Annotated in this window: 13 protein-coding genes; 7 read left to right on the top strand and 6 right to left on the bottom strand. The window is 57.6% G+C overall.

Annotated features, from left to right (window positions below; all coding sequences use genetic code 11):
• Positions 1-75 precede the first annotated feature (75 nt).
• Entirely contained in the window at positions 76-462 is a 387-nt protein-coding gene (locus ACQUWM_RS16325; protein WP_248185376.1) for a RidA family protein, read from the top strand.
• A 52-nt stretch (positions 463-514) separates the two neighbouring features.
• Here ACQUWM_RS16325 and ACQUWM_RS16320 read toward each other — a convergent pair whose 3' ends face one another.
• Entirely contained in the window at positions 515-1,384 is an 870-nt protein-coding gene (locus ACQUWM_RS16320) for an NAD-dependent epimerase/dehydratase family protein (protein ID WP_407001356.1), read from the bottom strand.
• A 110-nt stretch (positions 1,385-1,494) separates the two neighbouring features.
• Here ACQUWM_RS16320 and ACQUWM_RS16315 point away from each other — a divergent pair, with 110 nt between their 5' ends.
• From ACQUWM_RS16315 to ACQUWM_RS16305, 3 genes are read left to right on the top strand one after another with little or no spacing between them, the layout of a single operon-like run.
• On the top strand, positions 1,495-2,454 hold the full coding sequence (locus ACQUWM_RS16315) for a hydrogen peroxide-inducible genes activator (protein WP_407001355.1): 960 nt from the start codon (positions 1,495-1,497) through the stop codon (positions 2,452-2,454).
• Positions 2,455-2,462: 8 nt separating this feature from the next.
• Positions 2,463-4,538: an ATP-dependent DNA helicase RecG gene (gene recG / locus ACQUWM_RS16310; RefSeq protein ID WP_428922853.1), complete on the top strand. Its 2,076-nt coding sequence runs from the start codon at positions 2,463-2,465 to the stop codon at positions 4,536-4,538.
• A gap of 49 nt (positions 4,539-4,587) precedes the next feature.
• On the top strand, positions 4,588-5,952 hold the full coding sequence (locus tag ACQUWM_RS16305) for an aminoacyl-tRNA deacylase and HDOD domain-containing protein (RefSeq protein ID WP_407001353.1): 1,365 nt from the start codon (positions 4,588-4,590) through the stop codon (positions 5,950-5,952).
• 302 nt (positions 5,953-6,254) lie between these two features.
• Here the strand turns inward: ACQUWM_RS16305 and ACQUWM_RS16300 are convergent, their stop codons facing one another.
• From ACQUWM_RS16300 to ACQUWM_RS16280, 5 genes are all read right to left on the bottom strand, one after another.
• Entirely contained in the window at positions 6,255-6,710 is a 456-nt protein-coding gene (locus ACQUWM_RS16300; RefSeq protein WP_407001352.1) for a DUF2489 domain-containing protein, read from the bottom strand.
• A 19-nt stretch (positions 6,711-6,729) separates the two neighbouring features.
• The gene (locus tag ACQUWM_RS16295; RefSeq protein WP_428922852.1) at positions 6,730-9,036 is read right to left on the bottom strand and encodes a molybdopterin-dependent oxidoreductase; all 2,307 of its coding nucleotides are present in this window, start codon (positions 9,034-9,036) and stop codon (positions 6,730-6,732) included.
• 291 nt (positions 9,037-9,327) lie between these two features.
• The gene (locus ACQUWM_RS16290; RefSeq protein WP_428922851.1) at positions 9,328-12,588 is read right to left on the bottom strand and encodes an Ig-like domain-containing protein; all 3,261 of its coding nucleotides are present in this window, start codon (positions 12,586-12,588) and stop codon (positions 9,328-9,330) included.
• Positions 12,589-12,601: 13 nt separating this feature from the next.
• Positions 12,602-13,939, bottom strand: coding sequence for an alkane uptake protein AupA (aupA, locus tag ACQUWM_RS16285; protein ID WP_407001349.1), 1,338 nt, complete (start codon positions 13,937-13,939; stop codon positions 12,602-12,604).
• A 320-nt stretch (positions 13,940-14,259) separates the two neighbouring features.
• Positions 14,260-17,430, bottom strand: coding sequence for an Ig-like domain-containing protein (locus ACQUWM_RS16280; RefSeq protein WP_428922850.1), 3,171 nt, complete (start codon positions 17,428-17,430; stop codon positions 14,260-14,262).
• Positions 17,431-18,018: 588 nt separating this feature from the next.
• Between ACQUWM_RS16280 and ACQUWM_RS16275 the strand changes: the two genes are divergently transcribed.
• The 3 genes from ACQUWM_RS16275 to ACQUWM_RS16265 all read left to right on the top strand — a co-directional run bounded on the left by ACQUWM_RS16275 (position 18,019) and on the right by ACQUWM_RS16265 (position 20,594).
• Positions 18,019-18,561, top strand: a complete 543-nt coding sequence (locus ACQUWM_RS16275; protein WP_407001347.1) for a PEP-CTERM sorting domain-containing protein — start codon at positions 18,019-18,021, stop codon at positions 18,559-18,561.
• A 249-nt stretch (positions 18,562-18,810) separates the two neighbouring features.
• A complete protein-coding gene (locus ACQUWM_RS16270; RefSeq protein WP_428922849.1) occupies positions 18,811-19,488 on the top strand; it encodes an SOS response-associated peptidase in 678 nt (225 codons plus the stop codon).
• Positions 19,489-19,754: 266 nt separating this feature from the next.
• Positions 19,755-20,594, top strand: a complete 840-nt coding sequence (locus tag ACQUWM_RS16265; RefSeq protein WP_428922848.1) for a hypothetical protein — start codon at positions 19,755-19,757, stop codon at positions 20,592-20,594.
• Positions 20,595-20,624: the final 30 nt, after the last annotated feature.

The following is a 20,624-nucleotide window of genomic DNA, read 5'->3' as shown; positions in this document are numbered from 1 at the left end:
CGACCAACGGCTGGTTGACAGGGTGCGCTCCGAGGGGCGACGATTGGCGTTTTGGAAGAGAGGAACCCAAAGGTCATGACCAACAAATCTATCATCCAGACCGAGAATGCTCCCCAGGCAATCGGTACCTATTCCCAGGCGGTAAAAGCCGGCGATACCGTTTACCTGTCGGGACAGATTCCTCTGGTGCCGGAAACCATGGAAGTGGTGGCCGGTGATTTTGCCGCCAAGACCCGTCAGGTGTTCGAGAACCTGAAAGCGGTCTGCGAAGCCGGCGGCGGTGAGCTGAAAGACATCGTCAAGCTCAACATCTACATGACGGACCTGGCCAACTTCGCCACGGTCAACGAAATCATGGCGACGTATTTCCAGGAGCCGTATCCGGCCCGCGCCGCTGTTGGTGTAGCGGCCCTGCCAAAGGGTGTGCCCATCGAAATGGAAGCGGTGATGGTTCTGAGCTGATGGCTTGAATCAGCAGCGATAAGAAAGCGGCCACTTGCACTGGCCGCTTTTTTTATGGGCGGCCGGTGATCATCTCCCGATACCCCGCCCGGAAATCGGGGTAGCGGAAGCGGTAGCCGCTGTCCAGCAAGCGCTGGTTATTGCAGCGCTTGCTGCCTGCCCTGCCGCCCTTGCGGGCATCGGCTTTGGGCGCCGCGCAAGACAGCTGTTCCTGAACCCAGTGGACCACCTCATCCAGCCGCACCGGCTCGCAATCGCTGGCGACATAGCAATCTTCCACCGGCTCTCCACTGAGCGATTTACTAATGAGATGCGCAACGATGGCTGCAGCGTCGACCTCGTGAATACGGTTGCTGAACGGGCCTGGGCTGGCCGGGTCCATGTTGCCGGCAACCACGGCCTCCAGGAAGCGCCGGCGGGAAGGGCCGTAAATCCCGCTGAAACGAACGATGGTTGCGGGAAAACCGCTGTCCAGAGCCAGCCGTTCACCTGCCAGAATGGCCTGGCCGCTGGAGCGCTCGGGTTCCGTGGGGCTCGATTCATCGACCCAGGCGTCGTCATCCTGGGCGTACACGCTGGTGCTGCTGATAAAGATCAGGCGCTGAAGTGCCTGCCCTGACAGCGAGCCCAGCAGGTTTTTCAGGCCGGTTACGTAGGCGTCACGGTACCCCTGCTCGTCATAGTTTGACGGTGTCAGGCAGTAAATCACGGCATCGAGTCGGGAGGGGATGACGGCGTTGACCTGGTCCGCCTGCATCAGATCCGCCCCCAATGGCTGGATACCGTTGGGTATCCGGTCGGGGGTGCGTCTGAGTCCGAACACTTCGGCCTGGTCGGCCAAAAGCGAGGCAATATTGCCGCCGAGTTTGCCGCAGCCGGCAACAAGAATTCGTGGCAGTTTATTGCTTTCAGTGATTGCCATAGACAATATCAATCCTTATGCTTTGGCTTATCAGCCAACGGGGCCGTTGAACACACAGAACTCTGACCTGGACGAACTTTTTATCTAGAAAACCCTGACCGGAGCTCACCATGACTCTCACCGAGTTACGATACGTTGTTACCCTCGCACGGGAAAGGCATTTTGGTCGCGCCGCCGAGCGTTGCCACGTCAGTCAGCCCACGTTGAGCGTGGCCGTAAAAAAGCTGGAAGACGAGCTCGGTATTCCCCTGTTTGAGCGAAGCAAGAGCAGCATCCGTGTGACCGAGACCGGTCTGCGTATTATCGAACAGGCCCAGCGGGTACTGGATCAGGTCGGTGTGATCAAGGACATGGCCCAGGACGGCAAGAACCAGCTGAACTCTCCGCTGAAAGTCGGCGCTATTTATACCATTGGTCCGTATCTGTTTCCTCACCTTCTGCCCGAATTACGACGTGCCGCGCCGGATATGCCGTTGTTCATAGAAGAGAACTACACCGCCAGCCTGCGCCAGAAGCTCCGGCATTCCGAGCTGGATGCCATCATTATTGCGCTGCCGTTCGAGGAGCCCGAGGTTGTCACGCTGCCGCTGTATGACGAGCCGTTTGTAGTGTTGCTGCCTGCCGGTCACCCGCTGACCGAGAAGGAAAGTCTGACTGCGGAAGAGCTGGCGAAGGAGCAGTTGCTGTTGCTTGGCCCGGGGCACTGTTTCCGGGATCAGGTGCTGGAATCCTGCCCGCCGCTGGTTGATGCCGTCACCCGTAATGTCGGGGCGTCTGCTCCGGCACTGGTGACTGAAGGCAGCTCCCTGGAAACCATCCGCCACATGGTGGCCTCCGGCCTGGGCATTACCGTGCTGCCGCTCTCGGCGGCGACCGCGATGCAGTACCACGAAGATATCCTGGCCGTGCGCCCGTTTGCAGCCCCGGTACCATTTCGCACCGTAGCGCTGGCCTGGCGGGTGACGTTCCCGCGACCGAAAGCCATCGATGTGCTGTCACTGGCGGCCAGCCAGTGCCGGGTCATTGAAAAGGCCAGGTCAGACACCCCGGCCGTTGCCGCCAGCGCCTGAGGCCGGCCATGACGTCACTGGACGACATTCCGGTTACTACCCTCAAGGGCGTGGGAAGCGCCCTTGCAGACCGGCTGGCCAAGCTGGGGATCCAGTCCCTGCAGGATCTCCTGTTTCACCTGCCGCACCGATACGAAGACCGCACCCGTATTATCCCCATGGGCAATCTGCGTATCGGGGATGTGGGCGTGGTGGAAGGCGAGGTGGTCAAAACCGATCTGGTCATGGGGCGGCGACGCAGCCTTCAGGTCACCCTGAAGGACAACAGCGGCTTTCTGGTGATGCGCTTTTTCCACTTCAATGCCGCCCAGAAAAACCAGTTGTCCGAGGGCGCCCGGGTGCGATGCTTTGGCGAGGTCCGCCCTGGCCGGGCCGGCTACGAGTTCTACCACCCCGAATACCAGACCAACCCACCGCCCATGCCGGCGGAGTGTGAGGCCACACTGACACCGGTCTACCCGCTGACCGAAGGCATCCAGCAGCCACGGGTACGTTCCCTGTGTCAGCAGGCGCTGACGTACCTCAAGCGTTACCCCATTCGTGACTGGCTACCCCCGGCACTGCTGTCGGATTATCAGCTGCCGGGCATTTCCGCCGCAGTGGAGCTGGTGCATTCGCCGCCCGCTAATGCGCCGGTTCACTTGTTAATGGAAGGCAGGCACCCGGCCCAGCAACGGCTGGTGATGGAAGAGCTGCTGGCCCATCAACTCAGTCTGTTGCAGGTCAGGGAACAGATCCAGGCAAGGGAAGCCCTGCCGCTGTTACCCGCGGGCGACCTTGTGGAACGTTTCCTGGAAGAGTTGCCCTTTCGCCTCACCGGGGCCCAGCAGCACGTCGTGCGTGAGATACGCCAGGATCTCAGTCAGCCGTTGCCGATGTTGCGTCTGGTTCAGGGGGATGTCGGCTCCGGTAAAACCGTGGTGGCCGCGTTGGCGGCGTTGCAAACCATCGGTGCGGGAGCTCAGGTTGCGTTAATGGCACCTACTGAGATTCTGGCGGAACAGCATTATCACAACTTCCGGGAGTGGCTGGAGCCGCTGGGTATCCGCCTGGCGTGGCTGTCTGGCAAGGTCAAGGGCAAGGCCCGGCGGGAAGCGCTGGAGCAGGTCGGCAGTGGCGAAGCCGCCGTCGCCATCGGCACCCACGCCCTGTTTCAGGACGACGTGGCGTTCAACCGACTGGCCCTGGTGATTGTCGATGAACAGCATCGCTTTGGTGTCCATCAGCGGCTGGCGCTGCGGGAAAAAGGCGTGGGAGGCTCCCTGGCACCCCACCAGTTGATCATGACCGCGACACCCATTCCCAGAACCCTGGCCATGAGTGCCTATGCCGACCTGGATACGTCGGTCATCGATGAGCTGCCGCCGGGGCGAAAGCCCATCGAAACCATTGCGATTCCCGACAGCCGTCGGGACGATGTCATTGAGCGCGTACGCAATGCCTGCCAGGAAGGTCGCCAGGCCTATTGGGTCTGTACCCTGATCGAAGAATCCGAGGCGCTGCAGTGCCAGGCTGCGGAGGTGACCGCCCGGGAATTGTCGGAGCGCCTGCCGGATCTGAAAACCGGCCTGGTTCACGGACGCCTGAAAGCGGCGGAAAAGGCTGAGATGATGAGCCGTTTCAAGAATGGCGAGCTGGATCTGCTGGTGGCAACCACCGTGATTGAGGTGGGGGTGGATGTGCCGAACGCATCGCTTATTATCATCGAAAACCCGGAGCGGCTTGGCCTGGCCCAGTTACATCAGCTTCGTGGTCGTGTGGGGCGGGGCGAACAGGCCAGTTTCTGTGTATTGATGTACCATCCGCCCTTATCCCTGAATGGCAAGGCCCGCTTGCAGGCTCTCCGGGACAGTCAGGACGGCTTCGTGATTGCCGAGAAGGACCTGGAGATTCGTGGGCCGGGGGAAGTATTGGGAACACGCCAGACCGGCATGATGCAGTTTCGGCTGGCCGATTTTGAGCGGGACAAGGGATGGATTGAACCCATCCGTGAGATGGCGCCGGGGTTGATGAAGCAGCCCGATGCAGTCGGTGGCCTCATTCGTCGCTGGCTGGGCGAGAGAATTCGTTACGGCGACGTTTAAATTTATGCTGCCACCACAGGCGTGGCGGCATTTTCTTTGGGGGATAGCTATGGAACTACCTGTCGCGGTCCGGCAGGCGCTGGGCGACAACGCGGGGGAAGTGGCCCTGCGGGACATCAGCCAGGCCAGAACTGACCACTTGCTGAGAATGGTATTGCTCAGTGACGAGCAGGGAAACCTTCAGGCCATTACCCGGCATGATGACCTCCTAGACATCAACGCACTCAATAAGCGGCTGGGGCGTGACCTGCACATCATGAAACGCCGTGAGCAACTGCGGGTCAGGGAGCGGGCCGGGCTGGCGGAATTGCCGGCGTTGCCGTCACTGACCGGATGGCCGACAGTGGTGGATGAGCGGGTCGACAGTCTTGAAAGCGTTGCCATTGTCCTTGGTGCGCAGGACCTGGCCATGGTGATGCCAGGAGAGGACTTTCACGCCATTACCCGTCAGGCAGACCGGATGGACTTTGCTGTGGCGGAGGACACCATCACGGTGAATCTGGACCGCCCTGAAAAGGATCGGGACCAGCTCCATTCCGCGATCAAGAAGTTTACCGGATTGCGTATCCAGCAACGTCTGGAAGACACCCTGGAATTGCCGCCACTCCCGGAAACCGCCCAGCGGATTATCCGGCTTCGGGTGAACCCCAATGCGGTAATGGGGGATCTGGTGGATATCGTTGAAAGTGATCCCAGCCTGGCAGCCCAGGTCGTGAGTTGGGCTTCATCTTCCTTTTACGCGGCGGCGGGGCAGGTGCGGTCGGTGCACGATGCAGTGTCACGGGTGCTGGGCTTTGACCTGGTGATGAACCTGGCGATGGGACTGGCCCTCGGCCGTGCGCTGACCGAGCCCCGGGATCACCCGGAGGGCTACGTGGACTACTGGCAGCAAGCCATCTGGCAGGCGCAGTCCGCCGGCATCCTGGCTGCCATGATGCCCCGTGGGCAGCGGCCCGCATTCGGGCTGGCCTACCTGGCCGGGCTGCTGCACAACTTCGGCCACCTGGTGCTGGCTCAGGTTTTCCCGCCCCACTTCAAACTGGTGTGCCGGTCACTGGAAGTGAATGGCCACTTGGATTCCTCCGTCACCGAGCATTACCTGCTGGGGATTACCCGCGAACAGATCGCCGCCGAACTGATGCAGAACTGGGGGATGCCAGATGAAGTGACCCTGGCTATCCGCTACCAGAAAAACCCCGAGTACGAAGGGCCCCACAGCGTGTATGCCCGTTTGTTGTGGCTTGGGCGGCAATTGCTCAGCCAGCGTGGTGTTGCCCTGGGGGCCAGTGAGGAAGTGAGCCCGGAGCTTTACCAGTCATTGGGTCTGGATCAGCGTGCCGTGGAAGAGCAATTTGATGAACTGGTGAACAACAAGGACAGCATCATGGCTATGGCCGGCATGATGAGTCCTTGATTTAACTATAAAAAAGCCGGCCCTTGGGCCGGCAAGCTCACCCGCTTGTTGCAGAGTCGTCCAAACTTATCAGGAGAAAACAACGCAAGGTGCCCGCAGAGTTTGATCAGGAGTACCTTGTCTTTAAATTTAGACGATGAGGTTGGAAATAAAAGTCAACCTTGGTAACGAACAGTGGGCAAGCGGACTGTTTCAACTTTGAAACACTGGAATGTGTTGATTTCAAAAGTTAAATGTTCCGGGTTATTTGGTGCTCCGATTACAAAATGTTACAAATTAATTTGTTGGCCGCTGGGCTGGCGTCAGAAGGTGTGATGCCGAAGGGCGGTTGCAGCACGGCGAATGGCATCCGCGTGTTTTTCCTCAACGGCGAGCCGTTCCTTGTCCATCTTTTCGATGAAGCGAGTGTCCGTGGCCTGGCGGGCCCGGTGAGTCGGCATGTGCTGAATCTGCTCGTAGACTTCCTGGAATACCCGGAACGGCGACTGCTCAAGCAATTCCGGCGCTACATGGTCCAGCAACCCTTTCAGACGTAGACAGGCCTCTGAGTACTCGACCTGATCCTCTTCAACGGCTTGCGCAATCACCTGAATGCTTTCCACCATCGACTGCCGGCGCTGCGACCGAAACGCCCGGTTCTTGTCGTTACTTTTACGGTTTTTCTTCAGCAGTCTGGCCTGGCGCACGATGAAAGCCGATAGCAGGGCGATGGCAACCAGGCCGGTGATGATCAGTGTCCATTGCAGCCACAGGGGCATAGCGTCATCCTCGTTTCAATCAGGCGCGTTTGCGCTGGCGCTCGGTGCGCCAGACCTTTATTTTGACCTTCTGCCCATTGAGTACCGACGTGCCAACCAGCGGGTCCACCTGCTGATCACTCAGCACGTCATTGAGGCTGGCGCCCGCGTGGGCGGCGGCCACAGACTGGCTGGTGCCCTGACGATGGTGACCCCAGCCATGGGGGACGGACACGACACCAGGCATGATGTCCTCGGAAATCTCAACGGGCAGCACGATGTTACCGGATACATCGCCAGAGTCCGAGGTGATTTCCGCCGAATCGCCAGCTTGAAGCCCGCAGCGTGCGGCATCCCTGGGGTGGATGATCAGGGTGCATCGGTCCTTGCCCTTAACCAGCCTTTGGCTGTTGTGCATCCAGGAGTTGTTACTGCGCACATGTCGACGGCCGATCATCAGCAGGTCATCCGTGGCCGGGCTCGCCAGCAGGTCGTGAAGCCGGTCCAGATCCTGCAGATAGCGCCGGGGAGCAAGGTTCACCTTGCCGTCACGGGTAAACAGACGTTCCGGCATGCAGGGTCTGAGAGGGCCCAGGTCGACACCGTTGGGATGGTCCCGCAACGTTGCCAGGGAAAGTCCTTTGGGAAGGTCCTGCCAATGGCGGTTGAGGGGGCTGAGCCTTGCGATGCCCTGAAGCGGATGGCGGCTGGGCAGGATATCCATGACCAGATCGATGGCCGGCTGTACCAGTCCCCGGGCCGGGCCGATGTTCGCTCCGTAGGGGCCGGAGCGTAGCAGCAGGTCCAGGATGGGGTCCGGCCCGATCTGTTTGAAGGCGCGCCAGCCCAGTTCGGCGCGGAAGGGCAGGCGACCGCCTTTGCGTTTCTTCTCCAGGCGATGCGCCAGCTCCAGCAGGATTTGCCAGTCGTGGCGGGAATCGTCACCGGCTTCGAACAGTGGGTCACTGTATTTGGCGTAGTTGCGCACCGCGAACATGCTGAAAATCAGATCGTAGTGGCTACGTTCGAGGGCCGCCGTCGGAGGCAGGATCACGTCCGCGTGGCGGGTGGTTTCATTCAGGTAGTAATCCACCGACACCATGAAGTCGAGGCCTTCCAGCGCCTGCTCCAGTCGCCCGCCATTGGGGTTGGACAGCGCCGGGTTGCCGGCGACGGTCACAAACGCTTTGATCTGGCCTTCGCCTGGCGTCAGCATCTCGTCCGCCATGGTGCTGGCGGGGTATTCACCGGCGAATTCCGGCAGCTTCTTCACGCGGCTGTAACGTTTGCCAAAATGGCCCTGCTGGCCGGACATGCCGCCAAGGGCAATCAGGTCGATAGCGGGCTGGGTAAACATCACACCGCCGGTGGCATCAAGCTTGCCGGTCAGGATATTCAGGCAGTAGGCCAGCCAGGTGGCTACGCCGCCAAAGGCTTGGGTGCTGGTGCCCATGCGGGTGTACAGCGCTGCTTTTTGTGTGGTGGCCAGTTGCCGCGCCAGTTCACGGATAGCTTCCGCATCAAGACCGGTGTGGGAGCTGACCGCCTCCGGGGTAAAACTCAGGGATGCCAGACGTAGCAGGTCGACATCCCTGGTCCAGCTCTCCGCGTGGCCAAGGTTGACCAGGTCCTCTTCGAACAGGGTATGCACCATGGCCATCAGTAGCAGCGCATCGGTGCCGGGGCGGATGAAATGGAATTCGTCGGCCAGTTTGCCGGTTTCCGTGCGCCGTGGATCCACCACGATCATCTTGCCGCCCCGGTTTTTCAGGGCTTTCAATCGCCCGCGGACGTCCGGCACCGTCATCAGGCTGCCGTTGGAGGCCATGGGGTTCGCGCCGATGCAGATAAACAGGTCGGTGCGGTCGATATCGGGAATCGGAAACAGGATCTGGTGCCCGAACATTTCCAGGCTGGCCAGCATGTGGGGTAGTTGATCGTTGGAGGTGGCGGAGAACCGGTTCTGGCTACCAATGGCCCGCAGGAACGGCATGGTGGCCACCAGCGACCCGTGGTTATGGACGTTCGGGTTGCCCAGGTACACCCCAATGCTGTTGCGGCCCTGTTCCTTGCGAACCCGGTGCAGGCGGTCTGCCACCAGGTCGAAGGCTTCATCCCAGTCCATTTCCTGCCAGCCGGTGGCGGTCCGGCGGATCGGTTTTTTCAGGCGGTCCGGATCTTCGTGAAGATCCTGCAGGGCAACCGCCTTGGGGCAGATGTGGCCATGGCTTAACGGATCGTCTTCATCACCCTTGATGGAGGCAATGTGTCCATCCTTGACCTCGATAGCCACGCCGCACATGGCTTCGCACAGGTGGCAGGTGCGGTAATGGGTGCCGTTTTCCATGGGTTCTCTCTCCGATCGGGTTTTTATTTTCTGACTCTGAGCGCAGGCACGCGGGTACGGTGTTCCGGAACACGCTGTGAATACGTCCCTGTAACGCTCGGGCTCCGCCATCCCTGGCTCCGCACGGTTCCAGAACACCGTACCCGCGTGCCTCTGGAAGAGTGGAGTTGGTTTCAACAGACAACCAGATTAGCAGGAAATGCAGGTGAGGGGAAAAGCCTGACTTGGCTGAAGCGGCCATAAAAAAGGCCAGCCCGAAGGCTGGCCTGGAGTGCGGGTGAGTATAGGAGATTAATACTCTTCCGGGATCTCCTTGATTGGGTTGGAGAGGAAGTTTAGGTAGATGCCTTGTTCGGGGATTGTAAGTGGTATCAGAACAGCACCAGACTCCTCTGTGTCCCCCGCAAGAAGTTCTTCACATTCGTCGGTGCTACCAAATAAAAGGCCGCCGAGACAGCTGGTTAATGAAATCCCGGAGTCAAGAATCGCGCTCTCTGTGGAAACTAGGACATTGATTTCCGGAGCATTAATGTTTCTTTGCTCAATCTGCATTCTGCCATCATCGAAGAATGTGATTGGGCCGTCGAGCTGCAGTGTAATCGGATAGCTGTACAGGTTGTGCTGCAGAGCACCTTCCAAAGGTACTACCAGATTTGGTGCATCAAGTGTTAATTCCGCACTAGTTTTGAAGAGCGGATTGCCGTCTTCACCTTCGATAATGATGCCCTCTATGAGTTCATCTCTTACACCGTCAGAACCCTCGCTATACCGCATCCTAAGGACTTGAGGGCCAGTAACTTGATCGCCAAGTCCGTCCAGCACAACGGTAGCCGAGGTTGCAGCAAGCATGGTTGGATACAGAAGGATTTTTACCCCCTGTTTTCCTGTTTCAGGGTCAGTTGCAGGACCAACGACCTCGGTATTCAAACCATAAGTCTGGTAAATGAACTTATCCCTGGGGCAGTCGCCTTCTGTATCTGCAGAGCATCCTACTGCGGCCCCGGCAGGAGCGCCTAAGACGGTTGCCTCTTTGTCTGTGACCAAGAGCTTCGCCCCATTGGCCGATGGCAGGAATCCACCATTGCCGTCGCTCTGATGATTAAACGGCTCCAGACATTCCTCTCCTCCCAGAGTAGGGCAATCTACAACGTAGTTTGAGTTGGTGTCTCGAATTGGTAGATTTCTAAGAGGTGTAAAGACAGAACCTCTTGGAGCCGCTCCTTTAAAATAGATGGTCATATCAGGACCACCCACTGTTTCCGGATCTACCAACAGATCGGTTTTGAGTGGGAAGCCAGCGCCGGCGCTTGAGCAAATGGCGCTGTCGCAAGAACCCTCACTAGTGGCGGAGCGCATGGTGTAGCGGTAATAACTTCCACGTTCCCAAGGCTCGTCTGGGTAAAAGCGGACTCGCTGGTTGTTCTTCTCGAGGCGACCACTAACAAGTTCGCCAGCGCCAATTGCTGTGGACGAATCACTAATCTTCTCAACAATAAAGGAACTCTCATCTATTGTGTCGAGGTTCATGGATTGTGAGAAAACAACGACTATCGGCCTATTCTCAGGCATAGTCGATATGGGCAGAATATCGCCCTCTGGTCCACTTGGTGCATCATCAATGCACTGTCCGTGAGTATCCGCTGTCAAATCCACAGCTGTCGTGACGCAAGGAAAGCCGGGAAAAGTGGTAAGGGCGATCGGCGACCGCTGCGTAACCTCTCCTTCCGCACCGATTTCCGGCAAGCGGAAGTTCAATGTCGGAACTGTCGCGGCATTGCCTGCAATATCGGTTACGCCATTGATATTGACCGCGTAATCCACGCCATGCTTCAGGCCGCCCTCCGGGTTCAGCACCAGTACGGTGCCATCAACTTTCGCGTTCAGGGAGCCATCGGCGACAGTGAGAGGAACCCCGCCTTCGTCGATTGTTACGCCATCGGCAACAGAATCCTGGTCCAGCGGCTCATCAAAGTTCAGCACCACCGGATCACCCGGACGTTGCATATCCTGGCGGGTGGGGGGCACCGCATCCTCGGGGCCGGGCATCCAGCTGACCAGTTGTGGTCCGGTCAGGTCTTGCAGCTCTTCGTCACGCTGATCGGCAGCGTCGAGCTGGGAGGTGGAGTCGGTGGCTGCTTCGATGCGGAAGGCGATGGTGGAATCAGTGAACTCCTGGCCGAGCAGGTTGGGTTCAACCATGCCAATGGCATCGATGGTCAGTATGCCATCTTCCACCAGGGCGATACCGGTCAGCTCAACGCCAAGCAGGTCCTGGGACAGTGACGCGTTCGGCTGTTCCTCTTCGGTGTTCATGGATACATCCATGAACAGTTTGACGTGCCGTGGTGCGCTCTGGTCGTCGGTATAGGGGTTGGGCATCAGATAACCGGTAGCGTCCGACAACATGGTGACCTTGATGTTGCCGGTTTGCTGAATCTCGCCGGTGTCCGGGTCGATAATCGGCACTGTGCCGTTGATGCGTACATCCAGGCTGCTGCTGTTTAGCAGGCTGCCTTTGGGCACGCGCAGGGGCAGGGGCTCGTCGGCTTCAAACGCCGGTGCGAACCCCAGTTCGGCAAACAGGCCGCCGGTTTGCTGTGATGGGCCCGCGGTGCCCTGAAGCACAGAGTTCAGGGTAACGCCGTTGATGATCTGGCCGTTCAGTTTTGAGCGGCGGGCGTCCGTTGCAGTGCTGCCTGCGTTCAGGCCAGAGTCGATGACTTCCTGAAACAGAACGACTCTTGGGCCGGTATCTCGTGGAGTGATCTCTTCACTGAAATTCTCCAGCACACCGCCATTAATGCCAGGCAGATTCCTGACGGAGACAGTGTAGGTTTCGCCCGGGGTCAGGAAGTCGTCATCCCGGCCGCACAGCTCGGGGGTGTCTGGTATGCAGGGGTCGATGGTGACCAGTCGGCCCTTGGCCAGAACGATGGCGGGTACCTGTTCACCGTTGCTGTCGGTAATCTCAATAACGCCGCCCAGCTCTTTCCACTCCGGATGCACTGGTTGGGTCAGGCGCAGGCGGAATGTGGAAATGTCCATGGGCCGGAACACAGCGCCAGGGGCCGGAATCATTTCTGCCACGTCGAAGCTGGTGCTCAGGTTGTCCAGCCCGGCGATGCCGCTGAACGACCCACGGGTGGAGAACTGCACACCTGCCGCGCCAACGGCGTTGGGTGTCTGGATAATGCGGTTATCCTCGGCGAGCAGGCCTTCGGCAAACTCGATGGTGTACTCGGTGCCGGGCTCCAATTCGCCCTGCGGGGAGATTTTCAGGCTGCGATTGCCATCGATACCTTCGGTTGTGAACGATACTTCGTCGTCACCGCCGGTAATACGGATCTTGCTGGCGACGTCCTCATCGGAGAGGGCGTGGGAGAAGCGTAATACCAGTTCGGATTTCGGGCTGACTTCACCCTGGCCGTCTGATGGGTAGGAGTATACGACCGAGCCGGGCGTCCGCGGTTCGTTGATTTCCTGGCCACCCCCGCCGCCACAGGCGGCAAGGATGGCAGCGGGTAATAGTGCCAGTGTATTTTTGTAGTTCATGGCAGACCTCTTATCAGAACTTCAGGGTGATGGAGCCGCTGATTACATGGATATCACCGTCTGCAGTGGCTTGTTGCTCGTTGCCATCAAAGTCGACGATGGTGAAATCCCGTTCCTGCAATTGCTGGTACTGGTAACCGATGTCCAGACGAACCGGATAGGCAAGCAGGCGTGTGCGATCGTAGGTTGCGCTGATGCCAAGGCCAGCAATGATTTTGTCGGTGTCCAGGTAGTTCAGTTCCGGATTGCGAGTGGTTTTGAGTGGGGACTCTTCATAAGCCAGGCCGCCGCGAATGGCGAAATGCTGGCCCAGCTCGTACTCGCCGCCAATGCGTGGCACCAGAATGTCATCGAAACGGATCCGGCTCCCCGGATTGACGTTTTCCTGGTCGCGGATGGTATCGCCGGTGAACTCGTCTTCCAGTTCGGACCAGTTCTGTTGTTCAACGCTGCCGCCAATGCGCCAGCCATCGCCCTTGTATTGTGTACCGAAGCCGATGGTTTCCGGCTGGAAGGAGTCAATGGTTGCCACGGCCAGGCTCAGGCCCGGGTCGGGGATGGTCTGGGTAACGATGATGTTGGAGTCAACCGCGGTGGAAGCAGATGACTTGGTGCGATAGGTCACAGCGCTTTCCCAGCCGTCTAGGAAGCAGCTGCTTTCAGGACAGAATGTATCACCCCATTTGATGGTAGTACCGAGGATGGATTTCAGGGACGGCTCGGCGTTCACCGAAAGCCGCTCGCGGCTGGTTTCACCGCCAAGGGTGGAAACCGCATCAAGCTGGGCCGCTGCTTCCAGGGTGACACGCACCGAGAAACCACCGGAAATGCCGCGCCACAGCGGAGTCGCGCCGCCAACGTTCAGGAACAGCGGTTCCTTGCCGTATTGGAGGTACTGGCCGGTTTCGGAGGTTTGGGATGAAAACGCCAGCATTTCCTTACCGTACTTCTCAACGCCCGCAATAAAGCCCAGGTAAATCGGGTGGTCAAAACGGGTGAGGGAGCCCAGGTTGGTTTTCATGCCAATCAACACGTGCTGGCTGGGGGAATCGGAAATCACATCGCCGTCCGCGTCGGACCGGCTGGAGCGTAATTCCTGTTCGGCGTGAAGGATACCGCCGGTCAGCTCGCCGCGCTCATCGCTGGTCAGGTAGGAGGGGTTGTAATAGGTCGCGGAGACCTGGTCGTTGAACATGGACAGGGACTGGGCGGTGGCAACGTCCACGGGCATAACACCATATGTGGTACCCAGGTTGCCCATGCTGGCGGATGCAACACTGCCAAAACCTGCGGTGGTGGTGGCGACGGCAAGCGTAAGTGCCCGTACTGCGAAACGGTGAGAACCGATCATGGATCTGACTCCTGTTATTTTTGTCTTTTCTGATTGTTGAGTGACTCAGGTGATGGGGTGGTCACATTTATGGATACTGGTACAACTGTTTCAGAGTGTAACCACCTTGTCTTTTTGGGACGTTGGCCTCAATGACATGAATCTTTGTCGAAAAGATCACTTCTATGCTTCATTCATCATTGTTCAGGGGAAAAAGGATTGCGAGGCCTGAACCGACTGAGTTTGTTGGGAATGTGTGAGTGAGTGCGAGGTTTTGTTTCATATCAATGCAGAAGAGGCCAGCAAGCGCTGGCCCCTTCTGTCTATCGGGTTTGGGTATGTCAGTTTTGGGTGTAGGGGGAGATGTAATTCAGGCGTAGCTGCCCCGCCGGGATCTCCAGGTGAATGCGGGTGTTGGCGTCAACAGCCGCGTTGGCGATGCCTTCACACAGCCATTCGAACAGTGGGCTTCCGCACAGGCCACCGGTATTCTCGGCAGTAATGTCGATTTGTCCCCGTACCTCAACATCAATGGGGACGGACTCGACGTTCTCCAGCGCAATCTGCATCCTGCCGTCATCGAGGAACGTGATGGGGCCGCGCAGAACCAGTTGATCAAGGGGATAGCTGCGAAGATTGTGCCCAAGGCTCGCTGGCCCAATGCTGGGATTCAGGTAAGGGGCATCAAGGTAGACGTTCAGTGTCGTCTCAAAGGTAAGGTCACCATTCGCGTCTGAAAAGATCTTGCCCTGGGGCGCGACTGGATTGCCCTCCTCATCTTCATTGTACCGGATGCGCATCAGCATCGGTCCTGTCGGGATTTCCTCGTTTTCATTTAGGTCAACACTCAATATAAGTTCCGGAAATGCATCGACGAAACTGGTATCGATAAACGCCCAGACGCTGCTGGAAGTTGTTGCCAGTATCGACGGCAGGATATCGACAGGAATCTCGCCGTTTTCATCCGTCTCACCGGCCACGATGGTATCCAGCATGGCGGTCAGGTAGATGTACTGGTCTTTTTCGCAATCGAGCGCATACGCGCAGCCGATATTGGCTCCCTGTACCAGGGTTTCGTCATTGATCGCGCTGACCCCGGTGGCTCTCATGCCGGCTGCGTTGGGCATGCTTTCTCCGGAAACAGACCCCGCCTCAATGCCTGACTGGTAATCCAGGTCTGCGTTTGCATCTGCCGCTGGCAGATTTCTCAGGGGCAGGGCAACACGGTCATTCCGAGGTCCGCTGGCGGTAAAGTAATTTACCAGTGCCTGTCCGCCAAAGGTGCGGTTACTCTGGTCCCGGGTTCCCTGGCTCAGGATTTCTGTTTGCAGGGGCAGGCCAGCTTCAGAACGTACGGCGGAATTGGCGTTGAGGGTGTAGCGATACAGGGCGTCCTCACGCCATCCCGCCACCGGCGTGATCGACAGGTGGCGCGGCCCGGTCTGGAGGATGTATTCGGCTGTTGGTACTGGTGTCCATACACCTTCCACAAGGGATTCAATGGTCAGCGAGTCCCCGGCCGTGATGGTGGCCTGATCCATATTCTGAGAAAAGCGGACGGAGATGGGCTTGTTTGCCGGGTGCTGCGGAATCGGCAACAGATCATCCGAGGTCTTGCCTCCGGAGCAACGTCCCTGGTGGCCGCTGGCCGTGTTGGCAGAAACTTTGGAGCAGGGGAATCCCGGCAGGGTGGTCAGGGCAATCGGTGACTGATCGGCAGACGTCCCGCTGTGGGTCGGCGCCAGTTCGAAGTCCAGTGTGGAGGTTGCCAGCTCGTGGCCAGCAAGATCCTGTATCCCATCCAGTGTCAGGCTGTAGCTGGCATCGTGCTCCAGCGACGAAGCTGGTTGCACGGAGAGTACGGAACCGTTGATTGAATGATTAAAGGGCAGTTCGATGCCATCTTTGATCAGCGAGATATTGTCCGTTGTAACCGAACCCGGCAATACCGGCTCAGAGAAGTAGACAATCACCGGATCGCCGGGGCGCATCTTGTCCTGATTGTCCTCACCCGGCACCCAGCTTTTGATTGTAGGCGCTTCGTTATCCACGAAACTGGCTTCGGGCGGAGCATTGTCCGGGTTGCGGTAGCTTTCCAGGCGGAAGGAAATCAGGCCCGAGGCAACATCCACGCCCATGACGTCGGGCTCAATAACACCAACGGCTTCAATGTTCAGGGCACCGTCTTCCACCATGGCGGTCCCGACCAGGTGAACATGAAGCAGTTCCTGGCCCAGGGCCGCGTTGGCGATGGTGTTGCCGGTATTCAGCGCCATGTCGATGTAGAGCTCCACGAGACGGGGGGCGCTTTCGTTATCGGTATGGGGATTTTTCATCAGGAAGCCGTTGGCATCGGACAGGAAGCGAACTTCCACTGCTTCCGAAGAGAATCCGGCGGGCAGTGCCCCGGCCACTTTAACGACCACGTCGGAGCCGGTCATCAGCGCGCCGCGATCAATGCGAAGCGGCACACTTTGCCCGGCGTTTTCGAACTTCGGAATAAAACCCAGTTCAGCGAATACGGTGCCGGTGGCGGTTGTGTTATTGCCGCTACCCAGCAGCAGAGAGCTCAGGCTCACCGAGTTATAGTCCTCGCCTGACAGCGCCAGCTTTCCGGTATCGGTGGTGGCCGTCTGGGCCATACGCTCACGAACACCGTTAGGGGATGCGGAGTCCAGAGGTGTGAACGTCCATGGCGCCTCCGGCGGAAGCTCCAGGGGTGCGTCGGCAATGGTGCTGCGGATATCGTCGGTCAGGCTGATGGTGTAGGTCTGGGACGGATCAAGGTCACCTTCCGGGTCCACGGTGACCCGGTGGCCCTGAACGTACATCTCAGCAGGCACGGGTTCGTTGTTGCCGTCAAGGAGGCTGATGGTCTCGCCGTAGCGAAGGGAATCTTCTTCCACCGGCTCGGTAAACTGGATGCGGAGCACGGAGATGTCCGTGGCCGGGTAGACATCGTCGCCCTTAGGGATAAAACGGGCAACGCGGAAACCGGTGCCCTCGGTACGGTCGAGCAGCGGGCCCTGGGTGGCGGGCGCCGTGGTAAAAGAAAGTCCGCCACCGGGCAGTTCAATGTTGCCCATCGAGGTGGCCAGGCCGTTATTGGTCAGGGTGTACCGGGTGCCCGGTTTCAATGGCTGCGCCGGTCTGGCGGCGATACCCTGCTGGCCGCTGGTTGTGGTCAGGTCAGTCAGCGGAATGACGTCTCCCTGATCGCTTTCCAGGTGGAGCATGTCCGGGGAAAGCTCGCTTTCATCCACGGACAGTGCCCGGGTAAAACGCATGAAAACCGGGGCGGTGACGGGAACGGCTGCCTGATCAGCAGCCGGGTAGCTGAAATAGAGTTCGCCAGGGCTGTTGTCTACGTCGTCGACGGTTTGTTTTTCGCCGCCACAACCTGCCAGGCCAATACTGGCGGCCATCATTACAATCAGGGTTTTTCTGGAGAACAGCATCGCCGAGACGGATGCATTCAGCGCTCCTTTGCCGGGGCTGGATGAGCCAATCATTCGAATACTCCATTGTTATTGTGAGTCGTTGCAGTTCTTGTGACCGCTTTATCATTAGTGGAGATAGTAGGCCTGGTGATCTGACTAAAGGTGTGGCTTTGGAGACGTAGGTGTAGTTAGCGGCAGGTCAATCCAGCTCACAACCCGCATGGTTGCCCGGTTCGGGAATAAATGCGACGAGAGTCCGTGTTAATTTTTGTTGTGTTTTTGTGACGCGGTTTGCAGTTTGCCCTCCAGCAGTGCTTGTAAATAAAACTGACGTCGGCGCGATTACGCCCGGCTCGCAAGGGCGCGGGGCTGGTTGAGCGGCCCCGGATTTGCGAGTCCCCGCTTCTTTATGTCGATGAAATTTACATTAACATGAACGTCCTCCCCCGACTTGTTAAGTCTGCGTGTTTCAGGCCCTTGTTTTGGCTTCATATCACCCTTTTGGCGTGCCTTGTGCATCTATCAAGACAGAAGTCAGATCCGGACAACCGGTGGCTCTCCAGTCATAGAGCCCTGACTATCAGACGTAACGCGTCCAAATAAGGGAGATGTCTGTTTGAACGGTGACCATTAACAGGCGATGTATAGCGGAGAATAACTATGAGAACGTTCTCAAAATCCCTGGCGCTGGTGGCTTCCATGTCACTGACCGGCGCCGCTTGGGGAAACATGATCGGGGGCGTTGATGTCGGGGAAGTAGACCCCCTGGAAGCGGAAACCAATAGTCTGAGTCCTTGCACGGGCGGCAGTAGTCCATCAGCGGAGTTGTGCTGGATAAACTCCGTTCTTGGTGGAGATGCAACCTACGGCGTGAAGGAAGAGGATGTCTCCTACCAGTTCGTAGAGGGCAGCTCATCCGTGATCGGGTTCGAGTTGGGCAGTCCGACCGAGTATTTCATGATCAAGAACTCTACCTGGTGGGGGCTGTTTGAGAACAAAAGCAGCCTTGATTGGGCTGTCATTGATACAGCGCTGCTGAGTGCAGGATTCAACCTGCCGGACGGTGAAGAGTTGATCATCAGCCACGTTGCTCCTATCGGCGACACTGTCGTGAGAGTCTCAGAGCCAGGCACCCTGGCACTACTTGGCCTTGGCTTGTTTGCCATAGGTCTTAAAGGTCGCTGGTCCAAGAAGCGGTCATAAAACGGCGGCTTGCCGCCGTGACACGCTGATCAGTGTGTTCATAACGCTCCTCCATGAGGGGCGTTTTTTGTGGGGCGGGGATAATGGTGGGCCCAGCAGGGCGAAGCAGGAATGAGCGAAAGCAGTGGTCTTGTCGCCCTGCGTCTCTTGTTTTTAGGATGCTATAAGCTTGGTAGATTGCCTCGCTAGATGTAACTGTTGGGGCTTGGTGGCATTCATCTTCCCTAAAGTTTCCGCGGGGGAAATACAATGTGCGGACGCTACAACGTAATAGACGACCCAAAGGTCCAGTACCTGCTGGAAATCCTGGGCATCCCAATCCGCGCCCAAACCCGCCTAAACATAGCGCCAGGTGCAAAAGGCCAGATTGTTTACGAAAACAACCAGGGCAGAACTCTGGAAGACGCCATCTGGTCACTACTCATCGAGCGCAAACCGGATGGCACCGGCTACCGCCCCTCACCAAAATACAGCACCTTCAACGCCCAATCGGGAAGCCTGGGAAGTAGCCCCTTATGGAAAAAGCGGTTTCAATCCCAACGCGCCATCATCCCGGCAAGCGGCTTCCACGAATGGACGGGAGAAAAGGGCAGGAAGCAGTGCTACAACATCCATCCCCTGGACAGTGCCATAGCCTTTGCGGGCCTCTACGAACTCTGGGATTTCCAGGGCGAAACAGTGCCATCGTTTACCATCGTCACCTTGCCCCCGCACCCCAGGTTCAGCCACATCCACCCCAAGAGCATTCCATTGATGCTCACCCCTGAAGATTTCGACATGTGGCTGGACCCGTACCTCACCAATATCGATCCCCTGCAGCACCTGTTGAAAACACAGATAAGACAACCATTGGCAGTGGAGCCCATTCGAACACCGGCAGACCTTGAGCCAGTCGGGCAGGGTGAGGAAATAGAAGCGGACGAATAACGGTAAAGCCTTGTGTAGGACTTCTCGCACACGCCCTTCAGGGAAAGCGCCTAATAACCTAATGCAGAATCAGTACACTGGCAGCGAGCCATTTGGTCAGGACGATCAGGGTTCATCGCCGGCAAGGATGCCTGGCAAACGCGACACCTGCAGAGTGGTGTGACTGGTCAGGGAGAGTACTGGCACCAACTTCTTTTCCGTAGTTGCCTTCCCCCCTTTTAATTCATATCTTGCTTGGAGTTTTTCGTTAATTCGCGGGGGCTTGTATGCAAGGATTGCTAAATGAATCTCTTTGCGTGTATTCACAACTAAGGGATGAAGTCAGGGCATTGTTGGGAGAGATTAAGTCAACTGATGAAACCTACTATTCTTTCTCAGCGAGCCAATTAAATTACTTTGCTGACCGTTGCCAGTCGGTAAATGTGTTACTGCAGGTTTGGAAGCTTTGGGACGCGGACATCGTCATGAGGTCCGCTCTCGAGTGTGTAACCCGCTTTATCTTCATAGGCATCGCTACCCCAGAGGAAAGACAGCATCGTATCTATGAATATGTGGTGGGCCTCAATGAGATAGAGGAACTTCAGCGATCAGAAAAGGCTAAGAGTTTTGTTTCTGTGAGTGCTGACGATATCGGAGCAATGTTAGTAGGTGGTGTTGTGCTATCTCCTGAGAGGGAAGCAGAATTGAGGACTCGGTGGCCAAAGAGTAGGCGCCATGTAATCAAGCAAAAATGGTCTTTTTCGGAAATGGCCAGGGAAATTACAGGGTTTCAGGATGGACTGCTCGACCTGACGAGCTACAAGGCCCTCCTCCATAGCTACGGATTAAGTAGTCACCTGATCCACGCAGACCAGACCGCGATAGATTTAATCTGTGACCGTGAGGCTCGAGCCCCTGAGGTAAGGGAGGTTTTAGAGCAGGCTCACTATGCTCGCTTAGCTACTGAACAGGTATCGATGCTTTTTATGTGTTGGCGAGTGATGGCCTATGCGATTGGTGCTGATTCAAGCTGTGTAGAGGTTGAAAAAGGTTTACGCCGATTACTCGAACGGGCTGATGCGTATCACAAAGCCTTTGCAAAGACGCAGGAGCATTTGTACAAGTAAGGACCTTGCGATATATCAGTTAAGAAAACG

It is taken from the genome of Marinobacter sp. DUT-3, assembly GCF_050379435.1.
Lineage (GTDB): Bacteria > Pseudomonadota > Gammaproteobacteria > Pseudomonadales > Oleiphilaceae > Marinobacter.
Note: the sequence above shows the minus strand (reverse complement) of the source record. Positions and strands in the feature narration are given on the sequence as shown.